Source organism: Corynebacterium pseudopelargi (genome assembly GCF_003814005.1).
Lineage (GTDB): Bacteria > Actinomycetota > Actinomycetes > Mycobacteriales > Mycobacteriaceae > Corynebacterium > Corynebacterium pseudopelargi.
In genome coordinates this window covers 1,192,102-1,215,003 of the sequence record NZ_CP033898.1, presented here as the reverse complement: position 1 = coordinate 1,215,003, position 22,902 = coordinate 1,192,102, and the positions used below count along the sequence as shown (strand labels likewise).

General features: G+C 57.0%; 19 protein-coding genes. 1 reads left to right on the top strand and 18 read right to left on the bottom strand.

Going from position 1 to position 22,902, the window contains the following annotated elements:
• Nucleotides 1–18 precede the first annotated feature (18 nt).
• Genes CPPEL_RS05720 through CPPEL_RS05685 form a run of 8 tightly spaced genes read right to left on the bottom strand, consistent with a single transcriptional unit; the run spans nucleotide 19 to nucleotide 8,874 of the window.
• A complete protein-coding gene (locus CPPEL_RS05720; protein ID WP_123960230.1) occupies nucleotides 19–993 on the bottom strand; it encodes a WYL domain-containing transcriptional regulator in 975 nt (324 codons plus the stop codon).
• Nucleotides 990–1,979 carry a helix-turn-helix transcriptional regulator gene (locus CPPEL_RS05715; protein WP_123960229.1) on the bottom strand — a complete coding sequence of 330 codons (990 nt, stop codon included), beginning with the start codon at nucleotides 1,977–1,979 and terminating at the stop codon, nucleotides 990–992. The genes CPPEL_RS05720 and CPPEL_RS05715 overlap by 4 nt, the downstream gene beginning before the upstream one ends.
• Complete coding sequence (gene pafA / locus CPPEL_RS05710) at nucleotides 1,960–3,390, bottom strand: Pup--protein ligase (RefSeq protein WP_123960228.1); 1,431 nt, start codon at nucleotides 3,388–3,390, stop codon at nucleotides 1,960–1,962. Before pafA ends, CPPEL_RS05715 begins: the two co-directional genes overlap by 20 nt.
• Nucleotides 3,391–3,393: 3 nt before the next feature.
• Nucleotides 3,394–3,579 carry a ubiquitin-like protein Pup gene (locus tag CPPEL_RS05705; protein ID WP_123960227.1) on the bottom strand — a complete coding sequence of 62 codons (186 nt, stop codon included), beginning with the start codon at nucleotides 3,577–3,579 and terminating at the stop codon, nucleotides 3,394–3,396.
• Nucleotides 3,580–3,604: 25 nt separating this feature from the next.
• The gene (dop, locus tag CPPEL_RS05700) at nucleotides 3,605–5,128 is read right to left on the bottom strand and encodes a depupylase/deamidase Dop (protein WP_123960226.1); all 1,524 of its coding nucleotides are present in this window, start codon (nucleotides 5,126–5,128) and stop codon (nucleotides 3,605–3,607) included.
• Nucleotides 5,118–6,707, bottom strand: coding sequence for a proteasome ATPase (gene arc / locus CPPEL_RS05695; RefSeq protein ID WP_206608916.1), 1,590 nt, complete (start codon nucleotides 6,705–6,707; stop codon nucleotides 5,118–5,120). The genes dop and arc overlap by 11 nt, the downstream gene beginning before the upstream one ends.
• Nucleotides 6,708–6,759: 52 nt before the next feature.
• Entirely contained in the window at nucleotides 6,760–7,596 is an 837-nt protein-coding gene (locus CPPEL_RS05690; RefSeq protein ID WP_123960225.1) for a tRNA (adenine-N1)-methyltransferase, read from the bottom strand.
• Between the two features lie 6 nt (nucleotides 7,597–7,602).
• Nucleotides 7,603–8,874: a M18 family aminopeptidase gene (locus CPPEL_RS05685; protein WP_123960224.1), complete on the bottom strand. Its 1,272-nt coding sequence runs from the start codon at nucleotides 8,872–8,874 to the stop codon at nucleotides 7,603–7,605.
• A gap of 51 nt (nucleotides 8,875–8,925) precedes the next feature.
• Between CPPEL_RS05685 and CPPEL_RS05680 the strand changes: the two genes are divergently transcribed.
• On the top strand, nucleotides 8,926–9,747 hold the full coding sequence (locus CPPEL_RS05680; protein ID WP_123961242.1) for a RecB family exonuclease: 822 nt from the start codon (nucleotides 8,926–8,928) through the stop codon (nucleotides 9,745–9,747).
• A gap of 42 nt (nucleotides 9,748–9,789) precedes the next feature.
• Here CPPEL_RS05680 and CPPEL_RS05675 read toward each other — a convergent pair whose 3' ends face one another.
• From CPPEL_RS05675 to CPPEL_RS05630, 10 genes are all read right to left on the bottom strand, one after another.
• Nucleotides 9,790–11,439 carry a formate--tetrahydrofolate ligase gene (locus CPPEL_RS05675; RefSeq protein WP_123960223.1) on the bottom strand — a complete coding sequence of 550 codons (1,650 nt, stop codon included), beginning with the start codon at nucleotides 11,437–11,439 and terminating at the stop codon, nucleotides 9,790–9,792.
• Between the two features lie 163 nt (nucleotides 11,440–11,602).
• Complete coding sequence (gene aspA, locus CPPEL_RS05670; protein ID WP_123960222.1) at nucleotides 11,603–13,159, bottom strand: aspartate ammonia-lyase; 1,557 nt, start codon at nucleotides 13,157–13,159, stop codon at nucleotides 11,603–11,605.
• Nucleotides 13,160–13,250: 91 nt separating this feature from the next.
• Nucleotides 13,251–14,558, bottom strand: a complete 1,308-nt coding sequence (locus tag CPPEL_RS05665) for an anaerobic C4-dicarboxylate transporter (protein WP_123960221.1) — start codon at nucleotides 14,556–14,558, stop codon at nucleotides 13,251–13,253.
• 201 nt (nucleotides 14,559–14,759) lie between these two features.
• Nucleotides 14,760–15,605 (bottom strand): ATP phosphoribosyltransferase, encoded by an 846-nt coding sequence (gene hisG, locus CPPEL_RS05660; protein ID WP_123960220.1) that lies wholly within the window; start codon nucleotides 15,603–15,605, stop codon nucleotides 14,760–14,762.
• Between the two features lie 19 nt (nucleotides 15,606–15,624).
• Entirely contained in the window at nucleotides 15,625–15,888 is a 264-nt protein-coding gene (locus CPPEL_RS05655) for a phosphoribosyl-ATP diphosphatase (RefSeq protein WP_123960219.1), read from the bottom strand.
• A gap of 40 nt (nucleotides 15,889–15,928) precedes the next feature.
• Nucleotides 15,929–16,597 carry an HAD family hydrolase gene (locus CPPEL_RS05650; RefSeq protein ID WP_164470383.1) on the bottom strand — a complete coding sequence of 223 codons (669 nt, stop codon included), beginning with the start codon at nucleotides 16,595–16,597 and terminating at the stop codon, nucleotides 15,929–15,931.
• A 4-nt stretch (nucleotides 16,598–16,601) separates the two neighbouring features.
• Nucleotides 16,602–20,186 (bottom strand): methionine synthase, encoded by a 3,585-nt coding sequence (gene metH / locus CPPEL_RS05645; RefSeq protein WP_123960217.1) that lies wholly within the window; start codon nucleotides 20,184–20,186, stop codon nucleotides 16,602–16,604.
• A gap of 47 nt (nucleotides 20,187–20,233) precedes the next feature.
• On the bottom strand, nucleotides 20,234–20,638 hold the full coding sequence (locus CPPEL_RS05640) for a hypothetical protein (RefSeq protein ID WP_123960216.1): 405 nt from the start codon (nucleotides 20,636–20,638) through the stop codon (nucleotides 20,234–20,236).
• Nucleotides 20,639–20,647: 9 nt separating this feature from the next.
• A complete protein-coding gene (gene mshC / locus CPPEL_RS05635; RefSeq protein WP_123960215.1) occupies nucleotides 20,648–21,931 on the bottom strand; it encodes a cysteine--1-D-myo-inosityl 2-amino-2-deoxy-alpha-D-glucopyranoside ligase in 1,284 nt (427 codons plus the stop codon).
• Nucleotides 21,932–22,030: 99 nt separating this feature from the next.
• On the bottom strand, nucleotides 22,031–22,882 hold the full coding sequence (locus CPPEL_RS05630; protein WP_123961241.1) for an undecaprenyl-diphosphate phosphatase: 852 nt from the start codon (nucleotides 22,880–22,882) through the stop codon (nucleotides 22,031–22,033).
• Between the last annotated feature and the right edge of the window lie 20 nt (nucleotides 22,883–22,902).

Genomic DNA, 22,902 nt, shown 5'->3' with positions numbered 1-22,902 from the left:
GCACCTTTTTTGGCGCGTTTATGGTTGTTCATCATACGCGTTGAGCCCATCGAGCGCGCGTTGGGCAAGCGATTGGCCAAGCTGTGTCGGAGATTCAACCCACGCACGGTCGGCATTACTCAACACAAAACGCTCCAACCACTCCGCCGAAGCCACCGGCACGGTGATGTGAATGAGGTCTTCGTAGCTCACATCGATCGTCTCGATCTGATCCAAGATCCACGCAGCCTCCGGCAACACACTCAACTCGGCGCGCTGCTGCACTGCCTGCAACCCGAAGGGATCTTCAGGGGCAAAACGTGCGCTTTCCAAGCTCAGATGCGGGGTGGCTTTGGCATCGCTGAGCGCAACCTCGTGCATCCTATCGGTACGAAATGTCAGGTGCGTGCCGGCATCTGCCACATAGGCCTTGATATAGGTGGCACCTTTGGCGCTCAACACTGCTGCCACGCTGACCTGGTGCTGTTTGATGTTCCCAATGGCGTTTTGATACTGGAAGCTCAGTTGACGTTTTTGCTCAAGCGCCTGATTAATCGCAGCGAGCACGTCATTATTTTCCAGCGGTTGATCCAGGGCAGAGATATCAAAGCCCGCATCGGCATTGCCTAAGTAGCGCCGCAGCTTTTCCGAGACCGACTGGACCACCTCGCTCGGGGCCATGCCGGGCATCTGCTGCAGGGTTTGCAAGGCCAAGAGCAAAGATCCAGCCTCAAGCGAGGTCAGCCGCAAGGGGGTATTCAGACCGAGATCATTGATCACCTCTACCCCACGGTTTTCCACCTTCAGATCAAAAAGCTCATCCGGATATTGGCCAAACCCACAGGTAGTAAGCAGGTAGCTATCCTCTTTGAGCTGGGCTATATCCACGCCTAAATCAGCAGCGGCAGTACTTAAAGCCACACCGGGGTGCTGCTGCCAATACTGCACGAGGTTCAGCACGCGCACGAGATCCGCCAATTTGCCAGAGCGGTGCGTTGATTGCGGCGAGGTCATGGCTGCTCCCCTTGCAGTTGGCTGTGATTTTGGTAAGCACTTCTTAGCAGTGCGATGACTTCTTGGCGCACGTCTTCTGGCTTAACAATGACCACTTCGGGCGCCAGCGCTGCTGCTTGGCGGATAAGTTCATCACGGTCGGCGTCGACAAGCTTGAATAACCCGTCTTCGCGCAGGGCTTTCTCGCTTAAAGCGTTGGAGGTAGTGGAGCGAAAATACGCGGTGGTGGTGCTTCGTTGCTGGCGCAGGAGGCTTTGCAAGATTTGGGCGGCTTCCTGCCTGCTTGGCACCGGGTGTGTTCTGCTTTGAGCTTTTCGACGCACCTGGCTTATCCGAGTCATGCGGAAACTCCTGGGGGCCTGCCTATCAAGATCAAAGCCCACCAAATAGTGGCGATCTTTTACCGCGATGATGTGCCAAGGCTCCAAGGTTCTTTCAACGGCTGGGTCGTTGGGATTGCGTCGGTAGAGAAAACTCAACGCGCTATCTTTGCTAAACGCCTGCAAGATCCGCTCATAATCCTCGCCACTAATGGCAGCATCGTCGCCAAAAGCCTGCAAGGGACTTGCTTGGGTTAAATGCTCCTGGGCTGCGGCAATCTTGGTCCAGCCGGCACGCGATAATGCAGCGATATGGGTACCGGTCCCTAGCTTTGCAGCAAGGGCGATCACCTGGGCTTCTTCGCGGCTAAAGGCAATGGCCTCGCCGTGGACATCGGCATCGTTGAGCCGGTATTGATGCGCCCTGCCGGATTCGCTTAACACCTCGATCGGAGCACCAGCTTTAATCAGCAGCAACACATCCAAATACAACCTGCGGGCGGGATCTTGCTGCTGCTGATACACCGGCAGCCGCTCGATCAACCAGGTGGAATCCACCGGCCCACCCTGGTGTTTGGCGTGATGGTCCAAGGTGGCCAAAAGGTTGAGCACGCGCTCGGCCACCGCCTGATTTTTGGCCTTGGCGCTAGTGTGCTTGGCTGCCATCTTCGGCCTTTGATCCGTGATGGGTGCGCATATATTCCAGCAGGCTTGCTACCTGATCGCTGTGGGCTTGCAAAGGATCCGAGAGCTCGACAATCTGTGGCTCTGGCCTGAGCACCTTGAGCCTGAGCCAATCGCAAGCAACCGGGGCAGAAAGTTCCTGGGCCTGGCTAAGAAACGCCCCGCGAAGTGCCGCGCGGGTGGTGCTTGGCGGCGTAGTCATGGCGCGCTCAATTGCTGCGTCATCGATCCAACGCGCCAGCGCCCCTTTGGCTTCAAGTGCAAGGAAAAGTCCGCGGCCAGGGCGAATATCGTGATAGGCCAGGTCGATCTGCTGGAGCTTGGGATGGCTAAAATCTTCCGGCTCAAGGCCAAGGCGCTGCTGGAATTGCCGCAATAGCTTCAACTTGATGGCCCAATCCACCTCGGTGCTGATCGCATCGAGATCGCCGGCCTCAATCGCATCGAGCACCTTGGCCCACAACGCGACGACCTTGCGCATCTGCTCGGTAGGGGTGCCCTCATCGGGGCGCTGTTCGAGCCAATCGTGGGCGGCGTGGCAATAACGACGCTGGATTGCTAATGCGCTGAGCTGGGATCCATCCGAGAGCTGTACCGCCACTGCCCCGGTTGTATCGCGGCTAATATCGCGGATCGCTTGCATCTCCTGTGCCAGGGCTTGCACCGGCAAAGCGATACCGGCTTCAATCATCTCCAGCACAAGCTGGGTGGCACCCACCTTCAGTGCCATGGACGTTTCCGACATATTGGAATCACCCACGATCACGTGCAGCCGGCGGAAACGATGAGAATCCGCGTGCGGTTCATCGCGGGTATTAATAATCGGACGAGAGCGCGTGGTGGCACTAGAAACGCCCTCCCACACATGATCGGCGCGCTGAGAGATTTGGAAGCGGCCATCTTGAATGCTGCCTGCACCGCAAATGAGCTGGCGGGTAATTAGAAAAGGCAGCAGTTGCTGGCCGAGGGTTTTTAATACCGCCGAGCGGCCAACCAGATAATTTTCATGGCAGCCATAGGAGTTGCCAAAAGAGTCGAGGTTATTTTTGAGCAGATACACCCTGCCGCCGATGGACTCGTTGGCGAGTTTGGCTTCTGCTTTTGCCGCTAGATCGTTCACGATACGATCCCCGGCGCGTTCTTGGGCAATAAGGCCAGCGAGGGTGTCGCATTCGGCGGTCGCGACTTCGGGGTGGCTTCCCACGTCGAGGTAAAGACGAGCACCATTTTCTAAAAACACATTGGAGCTCGACCACGTATCCACGACCGGTCTAAACATATAGCGCGCGATTTCTTCGGCGGGCAGGCGTTTTCCCCCACCATCGTGCACGCAGGTGATGCCGTATTCGGTTTCTACGCCGGTGACGCGCCGAGCGAATACCTGCTGGCTCATGGCTTATTGCCCACCTTTTTGCACATAGGAGCGAACAAACTCCTCGGCGTTGTTTTCTAGCAGGCCGTCGATCTCGTCGAGCAGATCATCAACGCCTTCGGTGTTGATCTGCACTTGGCCTGCTTGGGCCTCAACCGATGAATCTTCGTCCTTGCCGCCACCGGTGGAATATACCTGTGATCCGCCCATATTTTACTTCCTTTCTTCGCTCGCCTTAGTGTAGTCGCTCACCCGAAGGCTCTACGGCTTCAACACCTCGTAGTTCAAGCAATGCCTGAGCATCTGGTTGCGCCTGAAAATCAATCGCCTGGCAGTCTTGGGCATTGGGGTGCAAAAGCGAGGCGATACGCACGGTGGTATTGCCAATGGTGAGCCTTTCCCACGACGCCGCCTGCACATCGAGATACGCCACGGCGTTGCCCCGCATCCACGCCCTGGTGCTTTGCGGTGGTTGGGCCGCAGCCTGCTGTAATTGCTCCGTACTAAACAATGTGCGCATCCTGTTTTTGCGCACGAGGGCGTGGTAGAGCGATTTTGCTGGATCAATATCGGCGTACTGCAGATCAATCAACGCCAATTTCGGATCATCTTCTGCCACGCCTCTGGCGATGTAGTTTTGCACCAGCGCATACTTAGCGCACCAATCAAGCAGATGCGCTGCGCCTAAGGGGCCAGCTTCAAGCGCTTGGCGCACCTCATCCCAAACCTTGAGCACGAGCGTTTCATCATCATTGCTGGCCTGCACACGCTGGCGGTAGATATCCAGGATTTCCAGCGCCGTCTTAGTACTGCCATCAGCCAAACTAATGCGGTGTTGCAGGCTTGGGTCATAAGAAACGGCGGTGACCTCGGCTACCGGATTGTTCATGCGCACATCGCTAAAGTCCACGCCTTGTTCAATGGCGTTGAGCACCAAGGAGGTCATGCCGTACTTCAACAGCATCGAGGTGTGCGACATGTTGGCATCGCCGATAATCACGTGGAGCCTGGCAAAATCCTCGGTGGTGTGGGATTCATCGCGGGTATTGATAATCCCGCGGTTCATCGTGGTCTCAAGCGAAATTTCTTGCTCAATATAATCAGCACGCTGAGAGATCTGAAACCCTGGGCGCTCGCCACGCGGCCCTTTACCCATGCGCCCTGCGCCAATGAACACCTGGCGCGCCACGAAGAAGGGAATCAACGCGGCAGCAAGCTGATCAAAAGGCGTGCTGCGGTGATAGGAGTAGTTCTCATGGGCGCCATAACTTGCGCCTTTTCCGTCGACGTTGTTTTTGTAGAACTTCACCTCGCCACAAGGATCGTGGCCTTGCAGCACGGACTTGCCTTCGGCCTCATAGTCTTTGAGTAGCGCTGCTGCTTGAAGCAAAAACAGATCACCCGCGGCATCGTAACGAGCCGCGTCAACAGCAGAAGTCACCTCAGGTGCCGAATACTCTGGGTGCGCGTGGTCGACATAAAAACGGCCACCATTGCCCAACATGGCATTGGCCACGCCGATGGCATGCGGGTCAATACTTGGCACGGTGTGATAGCGGCGAAGATCGAATCCGCGGGAATCTTTCAGCGGGGATTCTTCGCTGAAATCCCAACGCGGCGCCACCTGGGATCGGTTATGGGCCAAGGCATAAGCCACCACGGCATGCGTGGAGCTCACGATGGGGCTTAACGCAGGCTGAGTTGGGGTGACGATGCCGTACTCGGTTTCTGCACCGATTACCCGAGCGCTATTGGCCATAGCAAGGATCCTTTCCTGCGAGCACATCAACCGCAATGATTCTGCGGCCGCGAGTCATGCCCTTAGTAAGCAACCTGCCCCACTGTTCAGGGTTCGCGGTATTGGGCAAGTCTTCGTTTTCTCGGTTTTCCGCATCCACGGCATCGCGGAGGTGCTCAAAGCTGATACCGCTGCTGCTCCCGCGGATCTGATCTTTAATGGCTGATTTCTTAGCGCGGTCAACGATATTGGCCAGCATCGCACCAGAGGCGAAGTCGCGATAGTGCAGCACTTGGCAGCGTCCGTCGTCGAAACGCAAGCGCACGAAGGGGTTATCGGCAAAAAGGTAGGCGGCCACTTGCTCGATAAGACCCGGAAGATCATCGGCATAGGCTCCATCGACTGGGATGCTCTGATCGAGGTGCTTGCTTAAAATATCGCGGGCTGCTGCTTGATCGGGGCGTTCGACGCGAATTTTTACGTCGAGGCGGCCAGGGCGCAAAATTGCGGGATCGATCAATTCCTCGCGGTTGGTAGCGCCTACGACGATGACATTGCTCAGGCTTTCAACGCCGTCGAGCTCAGCCAGCAATTGGGGCACCACCGTGGTTTCCATATCCGAGCTCACGCCGCTGCCTCGGGTTCTAAAGATGGACTCCATCTCATCAAAGAACACAATCACCGGGCGGCCTTCTTCTGCCAATTCCCGAGCGCGTTCGAAGATCAAACGAATCCGGCGTTCCGTTTCGCCCACAAATTTATTCAGCAGCTCAGGGCCTTTGACGTTAATAAAGTAGCTGGCACCAGAACCACCAATGCGCTGAGAAAGCGAATGGGCAACAGCCTTGGCAATCAATGTCTTGCCACAGCCGGGAGGGCCATAGAGCAACACGCCTTTAGGCGGGCGCAAAGAATATTCTCGGTAGAGCTCCGGGTGGCTAAAGGGCAGTTCCACTGCGTCTTGGATCTGCTCGATTTGAGCATCCAGGCCGCCGATGTGCTGATACGTGACATCGGGAATTTCTTCCAACGCCAGCTTGGCCACCTCGGTTTTGGGGATGACCTCGAAACAAAAACCAGCGCGTAGATCAACCAGCAGCGTATCGCCAGCGCGTGGACGGCGGGTGCCATCGGTGCCAAGGGGGCCTGCAAGTGCCACAACATGCTCTTCGCCGTTGTGGTCGGCAACAAGCACGCGCCGATCTCCTAGATCTTCCACCAAGGTGGCCAGCTCGCCGGTATGAACAAAGCCGCACACCTCTACCACCTGGCTGGCCTCGCCCAGGCGTACCTGCACACCGGGGATGAGCTGTGCACCTTCTACCTGGGGTGAAACCCGCAGGCGCATGCGCCTATTGGCGGTAAATACCTCCGCCGTGCCCGCACGGCTATGCCACTCTAAAAGAATGCCGTAGGTCGAAGGCGGCTCGGCAAGCTCTTCGAGCTGCTGCTGAAGCAACTGGAGCTTATCGCGAGTGGCCTTGAGCAATTCGGCAAGTTTGGTATTGCGCTCAGACAGTCGTGCTTGCGCCATATTTGCGCGCGCCAGCTCTGACTTCAGCTCTTGAACGCCTGTTGCCTCTGCCCCGGAATGTTCCATGCGAATTACTCTAATGTATGCCTAACTTGAACACTGTTTAAGGTTCGGTGGACTAGCGCCGAGCCTTACGCTGTGGCCTTGGAGGCGTGACGCCGTCGGCAAGCCTGCGTGCCCACACAAGGAAAGCCGTGTGCGCATTCATACGGTGCTCAGGCCTCGTGGCAAGCCCTTCTACGCGCCAATCACGAACAAGCGATTCCCAAGCGCGCGGCTCGGTAAAGCACTGCAGCTCGCGAATGCCTTCCATCACCTTCATCAACTGCGGCACGGTCGCCACATAGGTCATCAGCACACCACCGGGCTGCAAAAGCTTCGAGGCAGTATCGAGGCACTCCCAAGGCGCGAGCATGTCCAAGATGATCCTATCGACCGGACCATCGAGATCCTGGCGAGTTACCTCGTTGACATCGCCAAGCCTCGGGTGCCAGTTCTCCGGCTTGCCCTCGAAGTACCACTCAACGTTCTTCTCGGCGAATTCCAGGTGATCTTCGCGGATCTCATAGGAAAACACCTCGCCTTCAGTACCGACTGCTCGCAACAGCATCATCGAAAGCGCACCGGAACCCGCGCCGGCCTCCAGCACACGCGCGCCGGGGAAGATATCACCTTCCACCAGAATCTGTGCTGAGTCCTTCGGATAAATCACCGCCGCACCACGGGGCATAGAAAGCACGTGATCTACCAAGAGGTGGCGGAAACAAAGGTACTCGTAGCCCTGCTCGGACTTCACCACGGTGCCTTCTTCTTGGCCGATGATGTCGTCGTGGTGGATCGCGCCCTTGTGGGTGAAATATTGCTCGCCTTCGCGCAGCGTGATGGTGGCATGCCTACGCTTTGGGTCGGTGAGCTGAACGCGGTCGCCGGGTTGGAAAGGTCCTGAATAAGCCATGAGCGATTAACCTACCAGATAGGCTCGTGCTACCTGCGAAAACGCCAGCAGATCCTGGCAGTGCGCAAGCTCTCTTGCCGAGTGCATGGAAAGAATCGGGATACCCACATCAACGGTGTCGATGCCCAGGCGCGTTGCCGTGATCGGCCCGATGGTCTGACCGCAAGGGACGCTGTTTTTGCCCACGTACACCTGTGATGCCACCTTGGCCTTCTCAGATGCGTGCAACCACAAGGCCTGTGTTTGCGCATCGGTGGCGTAGCGCTGCACCGCATTGCTTTTAATCACGGGGCCTTCGCCCATGGCTGGGAAATTCACTTTGTCGTGTTTGTCCGAATAGTTCGGATGAATCGCGTGGGCAACATCGGCCGATACACAGCTCGACGCGGCAAAGGAGCGTCGCTGTTGCTCAAAGTCTGCCCCAAGGCCAAAAAGGATGCGCTCTAAAACCTCTCCGAGCAATGGCCCTGCTGCACCGGTGGTGGTTTGGGAGCCGACTTCTTCGTGATCGAAGGCGGCAGCGACCATGATGGCATCGCCAGGCTGATCAGCCGCCGCAATGAGCGCATCGAGGTTAGGAAAGAAGCTGGCTAAGTTATCGAGCCTGCCTGAAGCGATCAAATTGCGGTCAGCGCCGATGCGCTGGCCAGGCTGAGTATCGCAGGTGATCAGATCATGGCTTAAAATCTGCTTCTCCTCGACACCGGCAGCCTGGGCCACCTCTGCAAGGATGCTGTGGTCAGTTTGGCCTACGGAAAACACCGGCTGCATGTGGCGCTGTCGGTCAAGTTTGAGCTCTTTATTGGCCTCAGGGTCGAGGTGGATGGCAAGGTGTGGTACTCGCAAAAGTGCATCTGTGCGCACAAGCTTGGTGCTGCCATCGCGCAACACGATCCTTCCGGCAAGGCACAAATCACGATCGAACCACGAAGCGAGGATCGGGCCGCCGTAGATTTCTACTGCGGCTTGTTGCCAGCCCTCAGCTTGAATATCGCCATGGACTTTGAGCTTTAATCCAGGTGAATCGGTGTGTGATCCGAGGATACGAAAAGGAGTAGTAGGCCCGGCGTGCTCCGGTACTACCCAGGCAATGAGCGCTCCGCCACGGTGGAGAAAATAGCGTCCGGGCTTTGAAGCCCAGGGCTTGTCTTGCTCTTGTGCCTCGAAGCCGGCTTCCTTCAATAGTGCAATGCCAGTTGCTGCTGCGTGATAGGAGCTTGGAGAGGCTTGCACTAGTTCTAAGAATTGATCAGCGTATGCCTGTGCTTGTGCAGTCATGGTCTTTAGCCTAGCGCTGCTCACTTTCAGTCCGTGCAGGCCTGTACCATGATGAAACCTATGAGCCGAACCATGCGCATTGCCTTGTCACCGTCGAGGGCTTCCGACTACCAGCGTTGTCCCTTGCAATACCGGCTAAAAGCCATTGACAAAATCCCGGAGCCGAAAACCGTTGCGCAGGTCAAAGGCACGTTGGTGCACAAAGTGCTAGAAGATCTCTTCGAGCTTCCCAAACCCGAGCGCACCTACCCCAAAGCGGTGAAGATGCTCAAGCCTCGTTGGGCAGAGATGATCGAGAAGGACGAAGCCTTAGCCGAGCTCGTGCCGGAGGATGTATTGCTGGATTTCTTGATCGAGTGCCGCACGCTATTGCGCGGCTATTTCGAGATGGAAAACCCCCTGGGTTTCGATCCGCGCTCGCGGGAACAATTTGTTAACACCACTTTGCCCAATGGAGTACCGGTTCGCGGCTTTATCGACCGTATCGACGTAGCACCAACCGGGCAGGTGCGCGTGGTGGACTATAAAACGGGCAAGAAACCAAAGCCCCAATACGCAGGTGATGCCAAATTCCAGATGCGCTTTTACGCCCTGGTGTATTGGCGCCTCTACGGAGTTATTCCGCACCAGCTCCGGCTGATGTATCTCAAGGTGTGCGACTCTTTATACATGCAGCCCAGCAAGGAAGAGCTGGAGTATTTCGAACGCGACTTGCTTGAGCTGTGGGCAAAGATCGAACGCGACGGTCAAAGCGGCGAGTTTGAGGCAACAAAGAATGCCTTGTGCGGATGGTGTTCTTTTCACGAATACTGCCCCGAACAAGGAGGAACGCCGCCGGAATACCCTGGCTGGCCAGGTTCGGCGGCGAAATAGCGCGCTGTGCTTTCTTCAGTGGAAACAGCCAGGCGAAAAAACCTAGAACAGTCCGACGATCTTGCCGTCTTCTACATCGATCTTCTCGGCTGCAGGTCGCTTGGGCAGACCAGGCATGGTCATCACATCGCCGGTGAGCGCAACGACGAAGCCCGCACCGATTCGGGGCAGCAACTCTCGCACATGCAGCACATGGCCGCTGGGGGCGCCAAGTGCTTGGGGATCATCCGAGAAGGAGTACTGGGTCTTAGAGATACAGACCGGTAGCGTGTCCCAACCATTGGCCTTGAGATATTCAAGGTCCTTGCGGGCCTTTTTGCTCAGCTCCACATCGTCTGCCCGGTAGATCTTGGTGGCAATACTGCGGATTGAAGCCTCGATGCCCTCGGCTGGGTCGTACAGGCTATGGGAGTGCTGATCCCATTGCTCGGTGATGGCTTGAGCAAGGTCTGTAGCGCCTTCTCCCCCGCGCTCCCATGCGGCAACATCCACCAAACGAACACCGGCGCTTGTAGCCCACTGATGCATCCACTCACGCTCGGCATCGGAGTCGAAGGAAAATTCATTGAGCGCCACGACCGGCTCAACACCGAATTGGCGGATGTTTTCCACGTGACGTTCGAGATTGCACACGCCCTTCTCCAAGGCACCAAGGTCTTCCTGGTTGAGTACGTCGCGGGCTGCACCGCCGTTGTACTTTAAGGAACGAATCGTTGCCACGATGACTGCCGCATCCACGTTGAGTTCACCGGCGCGGGCTTTAATATCGAAGAATTTCTCGGCACCTAAATCCGAACCAAAACCTGCCTCGGTCAGTACAACATCGCCCAAACGTAGCGCAGTGTCGGTAGCAATCAGGGAGTTGCAGCCGTGAGCGATATTGGCAAACGGTCCGCCGTGAACGAATGCCGGGGTGCCCCCGATGGTCTGTACGAGGTTCGGCTGGATGGCGTCGCGAAGCAAGGCGGTCAGCGCGCCCTCGGCGTTGAGCTGGGCCACGGTGACAGGTGCGCCATCGAAGGTTTGCGCCACCACGACCTTGGAGATGCGTTCTTTAAGGTCTTCCAATGAGGTGGCCAGACACAAAATGGCCATGATCTCGCTGGCGGCGGTGATGCTAAAGCCGGTCTGCTCGGGTACTCCGTGGGCCTTGCCACCTAGGCCGGTCACGACGTTGCGCAGCGAGCGATCATTGACGTCTTGGCAGCGCTGCCACGTAATGCGTCGGACATCAATGCCGAGCTCATTGCCCTGGTGAATGTGGTTATCGATGATGGCGGCCAGGGTGTTATTGGCTGAGGTAATGGCGTGGAAATCACCGGTGAAATGCAGGTTGATGTCTTCCATCGGCACGATCTGTGAGTATCCGCCGCCGGCGGCACCGCCTTTAATGCCCATGACAGGCCCTAGGGATGGTTCGCGAATGGCCACCACGGTGCGGTGGCCTTGAAGGCTAAAGGCATCTGCCAGGCCAATGAGGACTGTGGACTTGCCTTCACCGGCCGGTGTTGGCGACATACCGGTGACGAGCACCAGCTTGCCCTTGCGTTCGGTTGGCACCAGCGCCGGGTCTACCTTGGCTTTGGAGCGTCCATAGGGCAATATGGCTTCTTCGGGGATATCTACTTTGGCCGCGATGGTTTCAATTGCTTCGAGCTGGTGTGCCTGCGCAATAGCGACATCGGATTGCATCGTTATCAAACGCCTTTCTGCTTGGGTGGGCTTTCACATGGGTGGCGCAAAATGTACTGGCCTGCTTCTCCATCATGCCCAAAGGCCAACGCACCTGCGAGCACGACAGAAGCGCTGAGGGCTTCTTGCATGCTCTATGCAGGTGCGCAAGCAAGACAATGAATTAGTTTTCCAGGTACAAGGTGCCTCGGAAGGTGGGGTGCATGAGGTTTTCGGTGCTTAAGACCTGGTCGAGCAGCTCCTGGCTCATCAGACCTTTTTCTAGCACCAATTCGCGCACGGTTTTGCCGGTGGCTGCGGCCTCTTTACCAATCAGATCGCCCTGGTGGTGGCCAATGAAGGGGTTGAGGTAGGTAACAATGCCAATGGAGTTTTCTACATAGGCACGGCATACATCGGCGTTGGCGGTGATGCCTTCGACGCACTTGGTGCGCAGCGTTGCTGCGGCATTGGCCAGGATGCGCAGTGATTGGAAGAGTGCCTCACCGATTACAGGTTCCATCACATTGAGCTGCAGCTGGCCGGCCTCGGCGGCCATGGTCACGGTGAGATCATTGCCGAAGACCTTGAAGCACACCTGGTTGCATACCTCGGGAATCACCGGATTGACCTTAGCCGGCATGATCGAAGAACCTGCGGCGCGTGGCGGCAGATTAATCTCGTGCAGGCCAGCGGTAGGCCCTGAAGAAAGCAGGCGAAGATCGTTACAGATCTTGGACATCTTCATGGCAGCGCGCTTGACCGCAGAATGTGCCAGTACATAGGCGCCGGTATCGGAGGTTGCCTCGATGAGGTCACGAGCCGACTTCATTTCCAGCCCGGTTACTTCCGACAAGGTGGCGGTGACCTGGTGGCGGTAGCCCGCCGGGGTGTTCAAGCCGGTGCCGATGGCCGTGGCGCCAAGGTTGATTTCTAGCAGGCGATCTGCGGCGGTGCGCAGCACCGACTGCTCTTCTGCCAAGTTGTGGGCAAAGGCCTGGAATTCTTCGCCCAGGGTCATTGGAACGGCATCTTGGAGTTGGGTGCGGCCCATCTTCAAAATGTCCACGAATTCAGAGCCCTTATCGCGGAAGGCGCGCTCGAGCTCGTTGATCTCATCGATCAAACGCAGCATGCAAGCGTAGACACCAAGGCGAAAGCCCGTGGGGTAGGCATCGTTGGTGGATTGGCTCATATTCACGTCATCATTGGGGTTGATCACGTCGTAGGCGCCCTTGGGCTTGCCCAGGTATTCCAGTGCGAGGTTGGCTACCACCTCATTGGTGTTCATGTTCAAGCTGGTGCCTGCGCCGCCTTGGAAGACGTCGATGGGGAATTGATCCATGCAGCGGCCTTCCACCAAGATCTGATCACATGCCCACTCGATGGCTTCGGCCTTTTCCTTTGGCAGGACGTGGAGGCGTCGATTAGCTCTTGCCGCTGCCTTTTTTACCGAGACCATGCCGCGGATGAACTCCGGAACGTGGTTGATGGTGGTGCGAGAGATCTGATAGTTCTCGATGGCACGCATGGTGTGAATGCCGTAGTAGGCATCCTCGGGGATCTCCATCTCGCCGAGAAGGTCTTCTTCAATACGCACCTTCGGCTTTTTGGTGGAGGTGCTGCGGCTAGGCTGCTGCTTTTTGGCCTCTTGCTGTTCCGCCTGCTTCTTTTCTTCTAAAGCCTCGGCTTCTGCACCGTGGGTGTCTTTGAGGTCTTTGGTGTTGGCCTTTGATGCCATGTGAAACTCCTTGAGGTATTGGGAGTGGTACGCACCCCAAATGATACGGGGTGAATGTGTTTTGTAGGGCTAAAGTACTGCTGCTTTTTGCCTAGATCATCACCGATCCGAAAAGGAAGCCCAGTGCTACTGCGATGGCGATGGCAAGGGTGCCGGGGATGATGAAGGGGTGGTTGAATACAGCATTGCCGATCCTGGTTGAGCCCGTATCGTCCATCTCCACTGCGGCCAGCAAGGTGGGATAGGTCGGCAGCAAGAAGAGTGCGGATACCGCGGGGAATGCCGCCACTACCGTCAGTGGGGATACGCCGATCGCAAGAGCTGCTGGCAAGAGCGCCTTGGAGGTTGCTGCCTGGGAATACAACAGCGCTGCTGCAAAGAAGAGCACCACTGCCAGCATCCAGGGATAGGAACCGAGCAGCTCGGTGGAAAAGCCCTTGATGTCTTCGATGTAGTAGTTAATCAAGGTGGTGCCAAGCCAGGCCACGCCGAGCACGCATACGCAGGCCGACATGCCCGAGCGGAACACTTGGGTTTTTAAGATCTCATCCGCAGGAATCTTGCACACCATCACGATGGCGGTGGCGGCAGCAAGCATCATTGCCATGATGGCTTCGTTACGCGGCAGCGTCGGATCGCTAATCAGCCCCACCTGATCGGAGATGAGCGTGGCATAGACCATCACCAGCACAATGGCGATGAGGAAGATCCACACCGAGGCTTTGCCGGCGGTGCTGGCCTGAAAGGCTTGCTGGCCCTTGGGTTTGGCCACCAGGCCTTTGGCCAGGCGTTGTTGATAGACGGGGTCTTGGTCGAGCTCTTTGCCCAGGCGATTAGCCAGCCACGCCGTTGGGAAGATGGATAGAAACGTCGCGGGGATGGCCACGGCAAGCAAGGTGAGATAGCCAACGCCCATGGGTTCGAGGATGGAGGCGACAAAGACCACTGCGGCAGAAATCGGAGAGGCGGTAATTGCCATCTGCGATGCTGGCACGGCAACCGAAAGCGGGCGGGAAGGCCGAATGCCGGATTCTTTGGATACCTCGACAATCACGGGCAGGGTGGAAAATGCAGTGTGGCCGGTGCCGGCAAAAAGCGTCATCAGATACGTCACCACTGGGGCAACGTAGGTGATGTACTTGGGGTTTTTGCGCAGTGCTTTTTCGGCGATATGCACCAGGTAGTCCATGCCGCCTGCGCGCTGCATGGCAGAGATCGCGGCGATCACGGCCATGATGATGCCGATGACGTCGAAGGGGATGTCTTCGCGGGTGACGGGAACTCCGAAAAGACCAAGAAGCAAAACACCTAGGCCTCCGGCAAAACCGATGCCGATGGAGCCGAGCCGCACGCCGAGAATGATCGCGAAGAGCACGATCAGAATATGGAGGATCACCATGAACATGCGTCCTTTTCTTCGTTGGTAGCAGCATTGGTGCTGCTACGCGCTCATCCCCCATCTTGCGCCATGCAAACCTATGCATGCAACTTTTGAACCACCCCAGCATGCTCGCCAAAAAAGCTCATTGACGTGCGAAAACCCCCGGATCTTGAGCACAAGATGCGGGGGAAACGTGGGCAATGCCACCAAAGAGAAAAACTAGACCCTGGCAATACGGATATCGGAGGCCAAAATCGCTTCTGCCCCAATATCAACCAACGAATCCATAATCTGATTGGCCTTCGCACGAGGCACCAAGGCGCGAACCGCAACCCAGCCTTCGCGCGCCAAAGGCGACACCGTAGGGCCAGTCACACCAGGAGTAATCGCCCGAGCCTGCTCCAGGCGCGCAGCATCGACATTGTAATCGAGCATGAGGTAGTGCTGAGCGTGCAAAATGCCCTGCAAACGCGCCAAGAACACCTTCTGTTCCTGATTCACCTCAACGCCCTTGCGGCCTACCACCACGGCCTGCGAATCCACCAAAGGTTCGCCAAAAGGCTCCAGGCCTTGTTTGCGCAAGGTTCTGCCAGTAGAGACCACATCGGCAATGGCATCAGCCACACCCAATTTGATGGAAATCTCCACCGCACCATCTAAGCGAATCACCTGCGCCTGAATCCCGCGGCGCGCAAGATCTTGGCGCACCAGATTCGGGTAGGAGGTAGCAACCCGCTTGCCTTCTAGCTTTTCGACGTCCCACGCTTGGTCCTTAGGCGCGGCATAGCGGAAGGTCGATGCGCCGAAACCTAAGGTCATCACCTCATCCACGTCCGCCTTGGAATCAGCCGCAAGATCCCTGCCAGTGATACCTAAATCAAGCTGCCCACCTGCAACATAAATTGCGATGTCTTTGGGTCTCAGGAAAAAGAACTCAACGTCGTTGGCCTTGTCCAATACGGTGAGCATCTTCGACTCACCTCGGCCGACGTACCCGGCTTCTTTGAGAATCTCCGAGGCAGCCTCAGACAATGAACCCTTATTGGGAATAGCAACCTTCAGCACGTGCTTCGGGCCTTTCTCTTTAGAGGTATTTATAAATATCTTCCGGGCGCAGACCGCGCTTGAGCATGATCACCTGAGACCAGTACATAAGCTGGGCGATCTCCTCAGCCAAGGCCTCATCAGATTCGTGCTCGGCAGCCAGCCACACCTCGCCGGCTTCTTCAATCACTTTCTTGCCCAGGGTATGAATGCCTGCATCCAGTGCTTTCACGGTGCCGGAACCCTCCGGGCGGGTCTCGGCGCGATCTAGGAGCTCTTCAAACAGGGAATCGAAGTTTTTCACGATGGCTAAGTATGCCACCTTCTTGGATCCACTTCAGGCGTTAGTCCCCCATTTGCAGGGCATCACACCAAAACGCCAGATCTCCGGCCTGATCAAAATCAAAGTCGATCCCGCCCACCAGTGCTCGCATCGAGGCAGCTCCCTGCACAAGATCCTCCTCGCGCTCAGGTAAGCCCACCACCGTTGCCTTCGCGGCCAAAGCTGCACGCATTCCTGCTTGGGAATCTTCAAAGACCAAGCACTGCGAAGGAGCTACACCAAGCAATTCGGCGGCGCGGTGATAGATATCGGGTGCCGGTTTGCCTTGAGGCACCTCATCGCCACACACCGTGGCTTGAAACAGCTCCGCACCCAGAAACGCAATGGCGGCATCGGCTACCTCGCGTTCTGTATTAGTGGCAATGGCCATGGGCACCCCGGAGGCTTTGAAGCGTTGCAGCATCGTGGCCACACCCGGGCGCAGTGTCAGTTCTTCTGAGAACATCTTGCGCATGTTCTCAAAGGCAAAGCGGCGCCAATACGCTTCGTCGAAAAGCTCTACACCAGCGTGCTCGGCACACAGGCGCGCGGTGTAGCTAAAACTCGCCCCAACCGTCTGAGCCTGCAGCTCAGGGGTGAGCCTTTTGCCCATGGCCTCGCTCATCGCAAAGGTGCCCCTGGCCCAAAGCGGTTCGGAATCGACCAGGGTGCCGTCCATGTCCCAGATCATGGCGCTAAACATTGAAGTACTTTGCCTCTGGGTGATACAGCACGAAGGCGTCGGTGGATTGCTCAGGATGAAGCTGAAGCTCCTCACTCAAACTCACACCAAGGCGCTCAGGTTCAAGCAACTCAACCAGCGTTGCGCGGTCTTCCAGATTCGGGCAGGAGCCATAGCCGAAGGAATAGCGGGCCCCACGGTATTCGAGGTTGAAGAAGCGCTCGGGGTTCTCGGCATCTTCATCGCCTGCGGAGGTGCCATCGCTTAAGGCCAAGTCTTGGCGGATACGCGAGTGCCAGTATTCGGCAAGCGCCTCGGTCAGTTGCACGCCTACGCCGTGAACCTCCAAATAATCTCGGTAGTTATCCGCGGCAAAAAGCTCATTGGCAAAATCTGCGATGGGTTGGCCCATCGTGACCAACTGCATGGGGAACACATCCACCTGGCCGGTTGCTTCAGCCAATTCGCGATCCCGGATGAAATCGGCAATGCACAAGAACTTTCCGCGCTGCTGGCGTGGGAACTCAAAACGAGCAACCTCGGCAGCCTTCGGATCCGGCTCGGCAAGAAGGATCACCGTATCGCCTTCCGAAACGGCAGGATAGAAGCCATAGACCAACGCGGCATGATCGAGCACACCTTCTGCCTTGAGGCGATCAAGCCAGTAGCGAAGCCTTGGGCGGCCATCGGTTTCTACCAACTCCTCATAGCTTGGGCCCTCGCCACCACGAGTGCCCTTCAAGCCCCAACGGCCCATGAACAAAGCGCGCTCATCTAACAGCGGCAGATAATCAGCCAAGGGGATGCCCTTGACCACACGCGATCCCCAAAATGGTGGCGTTGCCACCGGCACATCGCGGGCCACGGCGGAACGCTCCGGTACCTCCACTGGCTCAAGTTGTGCCTTGCGCTCTGCAGCAATGCGCTTGGAACGCTCGCGGCGAGCCTTGCGCTCTTCGCGCTTTTCCTGGGTCTTGATGGCCTCGGCAGAATCCACCGCCGGAGCATCGCCGTTGATCCTGGCCATGAACTCCTGCATCAGCCTGAGAGATTCGAAGGCGTCTTTGGCGTAGTGCACATCGCCTTCATAGATCTCAGCTAAGTCGTCTTCAACATAGGCGCGGGTGAGCGCAGCGCCACCGAGGATCACCGGGAAATGGGCCTTCGCCACGGCATTCATCTCCTGGAGATTTTCTTTCATAATCACCGTGGACTTCACCAACAACCCCGACATGCCGATGGCGTGCGCATCGTGCTTTTCTGCCGCCTCCAAAATATTGGCAATGGGTTGCTTGATGCCGATATTGACCACGTTAAAGCCGTTATTAGACAAAATGATGTCTACGAGGTTCTTACCAATATCGTGCACATCGCCCTTAACGGTGGCGATCACGATGGTGCCATTGGAGCCGGAGTCGTCTTTGGCCTCCATAAACTGCTCGAGGTGGGCCACGGCATGCTTCATGGTTTCAGCCGATTGCAACACGAAGGGAAGCTGCATCTGCCCAGAGCCAAAGAGCTCGCCCACCGTTTTCATGCCCTCAAGCAGATCCTCATTGATGATCTGCAGCGGTTCCTTTTCCTTCATACCTGCGTCGAGGTCGGCCTCGATGCCGTTTTTCTCGCCATCGATCACGCGCTGTGCAATGCGCTCAAACAGCGGCATGGCGGCAAGCGCCTCGGCGCGAGCATCCTTCGAAGAGGCCGCTGAAACGCCTTCGAAAAGCTCCATGAACACCTGCAGCGGATCATAATCCTCAGTGCGGCGGTCGTAGATCATATCCAGGGCTACTTCGCGCTGGCGATCCTCAATGCGGTTCATGGGCAAAATCTTGGAGCTGTGCGCAATCGCAGAATCCAAACCAGCTTCCACGCACTCATGCAAGAACACCGAATTCAGCACCTGGCGCGCCGCAGGGTTCAGGCCAAAGGAGATATTGGAAAGGCCTAAGGTGGTGTGAATCTTCGGGTGACGGCGCTTCAGCTCGCGGATCGCCTCGATCGTTTCGATGCCATCGCGACGTGTTTCTTCCTGGCCGGTAGAGATGGGGAAGGTCAAACAGTCGACGATGATGTCTTGCTCACTCAAGCCCCAGGTACCGGTGATATCTGTAATCAGGCGTTCGGCGATGCGGATCTTATGCTCGGCGGTACGAGCCTGGCCTTCCTCATCAATGGTCAATGCCACCACGGCGGCGCCATGGCGCTGCACCAAGGCCATGATCTTTTGATAGCGAGAATCCGGGCCATCGCCATCTTCAAAGTTCACCGAGTTCACCGCACACCTACCACCGAGGTGTTCCAGGCCAGTACGAATTACCTCAGGCTCGGTGGAGTCGATCATCACCGGCAAGGTGGAGCTGGTAGCAATCAAGGAGGCCAACTTGGCCATATCCTCGGTGCCATCGCGGCCAACATAATCCACGCAGAGGTCAATCATGTGGGCGCCATCGCGGGTTTGCTGCTTGGCAATATCAATGCAGGTTTCCCAATCGCCGCTCAAAATGGCCTCGCGGAAGGCCTTGGAGCCATTGGCGTTGGTGCGCTCACCGATCATGGTGATGCCGGTATCTTGGCTCAGCGGTACCGAGCTGTAGAGCGAAGACACCGAATCAAGCTCAGGGGTCTTGCGCGCTGCAGGTGTTGCCTTGCCCACCACGGCATCGCGCACCGCAGCAATATGCTCCGGGGTGGTACCACAGCAGCCGCCGACCATGCGCAAGCCATAGTCTTCTACAAATCGGTACAGTGCATCGGCCAAACCCTCTGCACCCAGCGGATACACAGCGCCATTGGGTCCAAGCTGCGGCAGGCCGGCATTGGGCATCACCGACACTGGCATATTGGCGTTTTGAGAAAGATAGCGAAGGTGCTCGCTCATCTCATCGGGGCCGGTAGCGCAGTTTAGGCCAATCATGTCTACGCCCAAAGGCTCAATGGCGGTCAGCGCCGCGCCGATTTCCGAGCCCAACAACATAGTGCCGGTGGTTTCCACGGTGACGTGGCAGATCAGCGGCAGGGTTGTACCGAGCTGTTCGAAGGCGAGCTTGCAACCATGCACCGCGGCTTTGACCTGGAGCAGATCCTGAGCCGTCTCGATCAAAATGGCATCAGCACCGCCTTCTACCAGGCCTAGGGCAGCCTCAAGGTAGTAATCACGCAGGCGTTCAAAGGGAGCATGCCCGAGGGAGGGCAGTTTGGTGCCAGGGCCTAAAGAGCCAACCACAAAACGGCGCATCCCATCGCGGCCAGGACCTAAATCATCGGCCACCTCGCGGGCGATCTTGGCGCCTTTATAGGCAAGCTCACGGCAGCGATCTGCGATGTCATAATCTGCCAGGTTGGGAAGGTTACAGCCGAAGGTATTGGTTTCTACTAAATCGGCACCGGCCTCAAAATAGGCTCGGTGAATACTGCCCACCACATCAGGCCGGGTGTGGTTGAGAATTTCGTTGCAGCCCTCGAGGTTCAGGAAGTCTTTTTCGAGGTCGAGCTCGAAACCTTGAAGCTGGGTGCCCATGGCGCCATCGCCGATGAGAACGTGGCGCTGGAGCGCGTCGAGGAATTCAGATTGCTGTGCAGTGCTCGCGGTAGTCATCGAGTAGACAGCTTAGTATGTTTGTGGGCTCGAACCCCAAGCCCGCCCTATTCTTCTTCAAAAAGCGGGAAGGCGTCTAAGTGTGCAACCTCTACCCCACCGTAGCGAGCAATTTGGGCAATGAGCTGGTTTAATTCTTCGTGCTCTTCGGGTTCAATCACGGCATCGAAGTGCTGAGAATTAAATTCAAGCAGGCTGCGTTCCAGATCCTTAAGCCCAGCATCAAAGGCCTCCGCATCGAGGCTTTGGGGCTTAGTGGGCTTTTCGGGCGTTTGGGCAAGGCCTTGCTCGCGCACAAAACCCATCAAAATTTCGCGCAATTGCTCAAGCGCTTCTACGGCAAAAGGTGGTTCCCAAAAGGTGCGCTCTTCCGGCTTGAGGTAGGTGCCGGTGGCGAATTCCTCCAGGCTGCTGATCCAAGCGTCAATCTGTGCTTCGGGGGTGGTGCTCATGCGTTCCTCCTAGAGTTTGATGCCAAGTAGCGCGTCAGCACATGCCACTACCTTGAGGCCAGCAGGCGATAGCTCCGATTGCTCAATTCGAGGTGCGTGCTGCTTGCTTGCAGCTTGGCCCTGTGAGTCAAGTGTGGTGCGCGCCCAGGCGTCGATAAGCTCGATGGCGGCCGGGGTATCTAAGTCATTGGCCAAAGCCTGCGCCACCTGCTGGCAAAGCTGTGCTGCTGCCTGGGCATCTTCGGCCTTCAAGCAGGCCTCACGCCATAGCGATAAGCGCTGCTCTGCAGTCTCAAGCACGCTATCGGACCAATCCCTGTCCGAGCGATAATGCCCAGCAAACACACCAAGGCGAATCGCCGCCGGATCGTGGCCGGCTGCCGTGAGCTTGGATACAAACACCAAATTGCCAAGCGACTTGCTCATCTTGACCCCATCAAGGGCGATCATGCCGGCGTGAGCATAGTGGCCAGCCATGCGAGGACACCCCAGCGCAGCCTCAGCATGGGCAGCGGAGAATTCATGGTGCGGGAACTTCAGATCCGCCCCGCCACCTTGGATAGCAAAGTGCTTGCCAAGGCGGTTGGTGGCGATGGCAGAACATTCCACATGCCAACCGGGCCTGCCGGCACCAAAGGGCGCATCCCAGGAGGGCTCGCCTTCTCGTGCCGCACGCCAAATCAGTGCATCGAGCGGATCGCGTTTACCCGGACGCTCTGGATCGCCGCCACGCTCAGCAAACAAGGTTTCCATGGTGGCGCGGTCGTAATTGGACTCGTAGCCAAAGTGATCAGTGGCCTCAATCGAGGCATAAATATCGGCATACTCGCCCTCGGTGATGTACGCGGCCCCTGCATCTAAGAGCTGTTGGACCATGCGCACCACCTCATCCACGCTTTCCATCGCGCCGATATAATCCTGCGGCGGGATCACGCTTAAGGCTTCCATATCGGAGCGGAATAGATCGATTTGGCTTGTGCCAAGTTCGCGCCAATCCACACCATCGCGCGCAGCACGCTCAAAGAGCGGATCATCAACATCGGTGATGTTTTGCACGTAATGCACCTGGTGGCCTGCAGCAAGCAGGTGCCGAATGGCCAAATCAAAGCTCAAATACGTCGCAGCGTGCCCAAGGTGCGTGGAATCGTAGGGAGTAATACCGCACACATATACCCCGAGCGGTTGTTGGTCCGTCTCAACTTCCTTGATGCGCTGATCGGCGGAATCATATAAACGCAGCGGAGGAACGGAGAAATCCAGCGTGGCTATTTCGGGCTTGGGCCAAGAATGCATGCCAACCACTGTATTGCATCGGGCTAAAAGAGTTACAGCGAGGACCATAGGTAGCACTGCCTTGAGGCAGGCGCGCCGATAAAAAGCCCTGGCGTTGGCCTAGATCGGCTGGAGCACGCCTGTGGCGAGCAGCGCCATCACACCAAGGCCAACCGGGATGCGGTAAGCCGCAAACCAGGCAAAGGAGTGGTGAGAAACAAAGCGGAGCAACCAAGCAATGGAGACATAACCCAACACAAAGGCAATGCCGGTGCCAACCAAAAGCTGAGCTCCCGAGGCCGCCTGGCCAGCTTCAGGGTTAAAGGCGTCTGGCAGTGAGAAAAGCCCCGAGGCAAGCACTGCGGGGATGGCCAGCAAGAAGCTAAAGCGCGCGGCTACCTCGCGATTGAGGCCGACGAACAGACCGGCAGAAATGGTGCCGCCGGAGCGAGAAACACCAGGGATTAAGGCCAGGCACTGGGCAAAACCCATGATGATTGCATCTTTCATGGTGAGCTGCTCAAAATCGCGGCGTTTGCTGCCGAGCTTTTCAGCCAAGATAAACACGAAGGAAAACAGCACCAGCACGCTCGCGGTGATCCAGAGGTTGCGCGCGCCTTCACGGATTGCGTCTTTGAACAACACGCCCATCAAAGAAACCGGGATCGTGCCTACGATGACCATCCAGCCCATGCGGTAATCGAAGTTCCTCTTGCTCTTATCTGCAAGGCCTTGGAACCAGGCTTTGAGGATGCGCCAGATATCTTTGGCAAAGTACACCAGCACCGCGGCTTCGGTGCCTAGTTGCACCACGGCGGTAAAGCTGGCGCCGGCATCTTCGCCCCAAAAAAGTTCAGAGACGATGCGAAGGTGGCCGGAGGAGCTAACGGGCAAAAACTCGGTGAGCCCTTGAACGATAGAGAGCACAATGGTTTGAGCCCAGGAGAGATCGCTCGTGGCTGCGGCATGCAAAGTTTGGCTGTGTTCAATCA

Excerpts from the sequence above, each read along its gene's own strand:
- CPPEL_RS05720 (WP_123960230.1), bottom strand. The coding sequence starts at position 993 with ATGACCTCGCCGCAATCAACGCACCGCTCTGGCAAATTGGCGGATCTC.
- CPPEL_RS05715 (WP_123960229.1), bottom strand. The coding sequence starts at position 1,979 with ATGGCAGCCAAGCACACTAGCGCCAAGGCCAAAAATCAGGCGGTGGCC.
- pafA (WP_123960228.1), bottom strand. The coding sequence starts at position 3,390 with ATGAGCCAGCAGGTATTCGCTCGGCGCGTCACCGGCGTAGAAACCGAA.
- CPPEL_RS05705 (WP_123960227.1), bottom strand. The coding sequence starts at position 3,579 with ATGGGCGGATCACAGGTATATTCCACCGGTGGCGGCAAGGACGAAGAT.
- dop (WP_123960226.1), bottom strand. The coding sequence starts at position 5,128 with ATGGCCAATAGCGCTCGGGTAATCGGTGCAGAAACCGAGTACGGCATC.
- arc (WP_206608916.1), bottom strand. The coding sequence starts at position 6,707 with ATGGAACATTCCGGGGCAGAGGCAACAGGCGTTCAAGAGCTGAAGTCA.
- CPPEL_RS05690 (WP_123960225.1), bottom strand. The coding sequence starts at position 7,596 with ATGGCTTATTCAGGACCTTTCCAACCCGGCGACCGCGTTCAGCTCACC.
- CPPEL_RS05685 (WP_123960224.1), bottom strand. The coding sequence starts at position 8,874 with ATGACTGCACAAGCACAGGCATACGCTGATCAATTCTTAGAACTAGTG.
- CPPEL_RS05680 (WP_123961242.1), top strand. The coding sequence starts at position 8,926 with ATGAAACCTATGAGCCGAACCATGCGCATTGCCTTGTCACCGTCGAGG.
- CPPEL_RS05675 (WP_123960223.1), bottom strand. The coding sequence starts at position 11,439 with ATGCAATCCGATGTCGCTATTGCGCAGGCACACCAGCTCGAAGCAATT.
- aspA (WP_123960222.1), bottom strand. The coding sequence starts at position 13,159 with ATGGCATCAAAGGCCAACACCAAAGACCTCAAAGACACCCACGGTGCA.
- CPPEL_RS05665 (WP_123960221.1), bottom strand. The coding sequence starts at position 14,558 with ATGGTGATCCTCCATATTCTGATCGTGCTCTTCGCGATCATTCTCGGC.
- CPPEL_RS05650 (WP_164470383.1), bottom strand. The coding sequence starts at position 16,597 with ATGATCTGGGACATGGACGGCACCCTGGTCGATTCCGAACCGCTTTGG.
- metH (WP_123960217.1), bottom strand. The coding sequence starts at position 20,186 with ATGACTACCGCGAGCACTGCACAGCAATCTGAATTCCTCGACGCGCTC.
- CPPEL_RS05640 (WP_123960216.1), bottom strand. The coding sequence starts at position 20,638 with ATGAGCACCACCCCCGAAGCACAGATTGACGCTTGGATCAGCAGCCTG.
- mshC (WP_123960215.1), bottom strand. The coding sequence starts at position 21,931 with ATGCATTCTTGGCCCAAGCCCGAAATAGCCACGCTGGATTTCTCCGTT.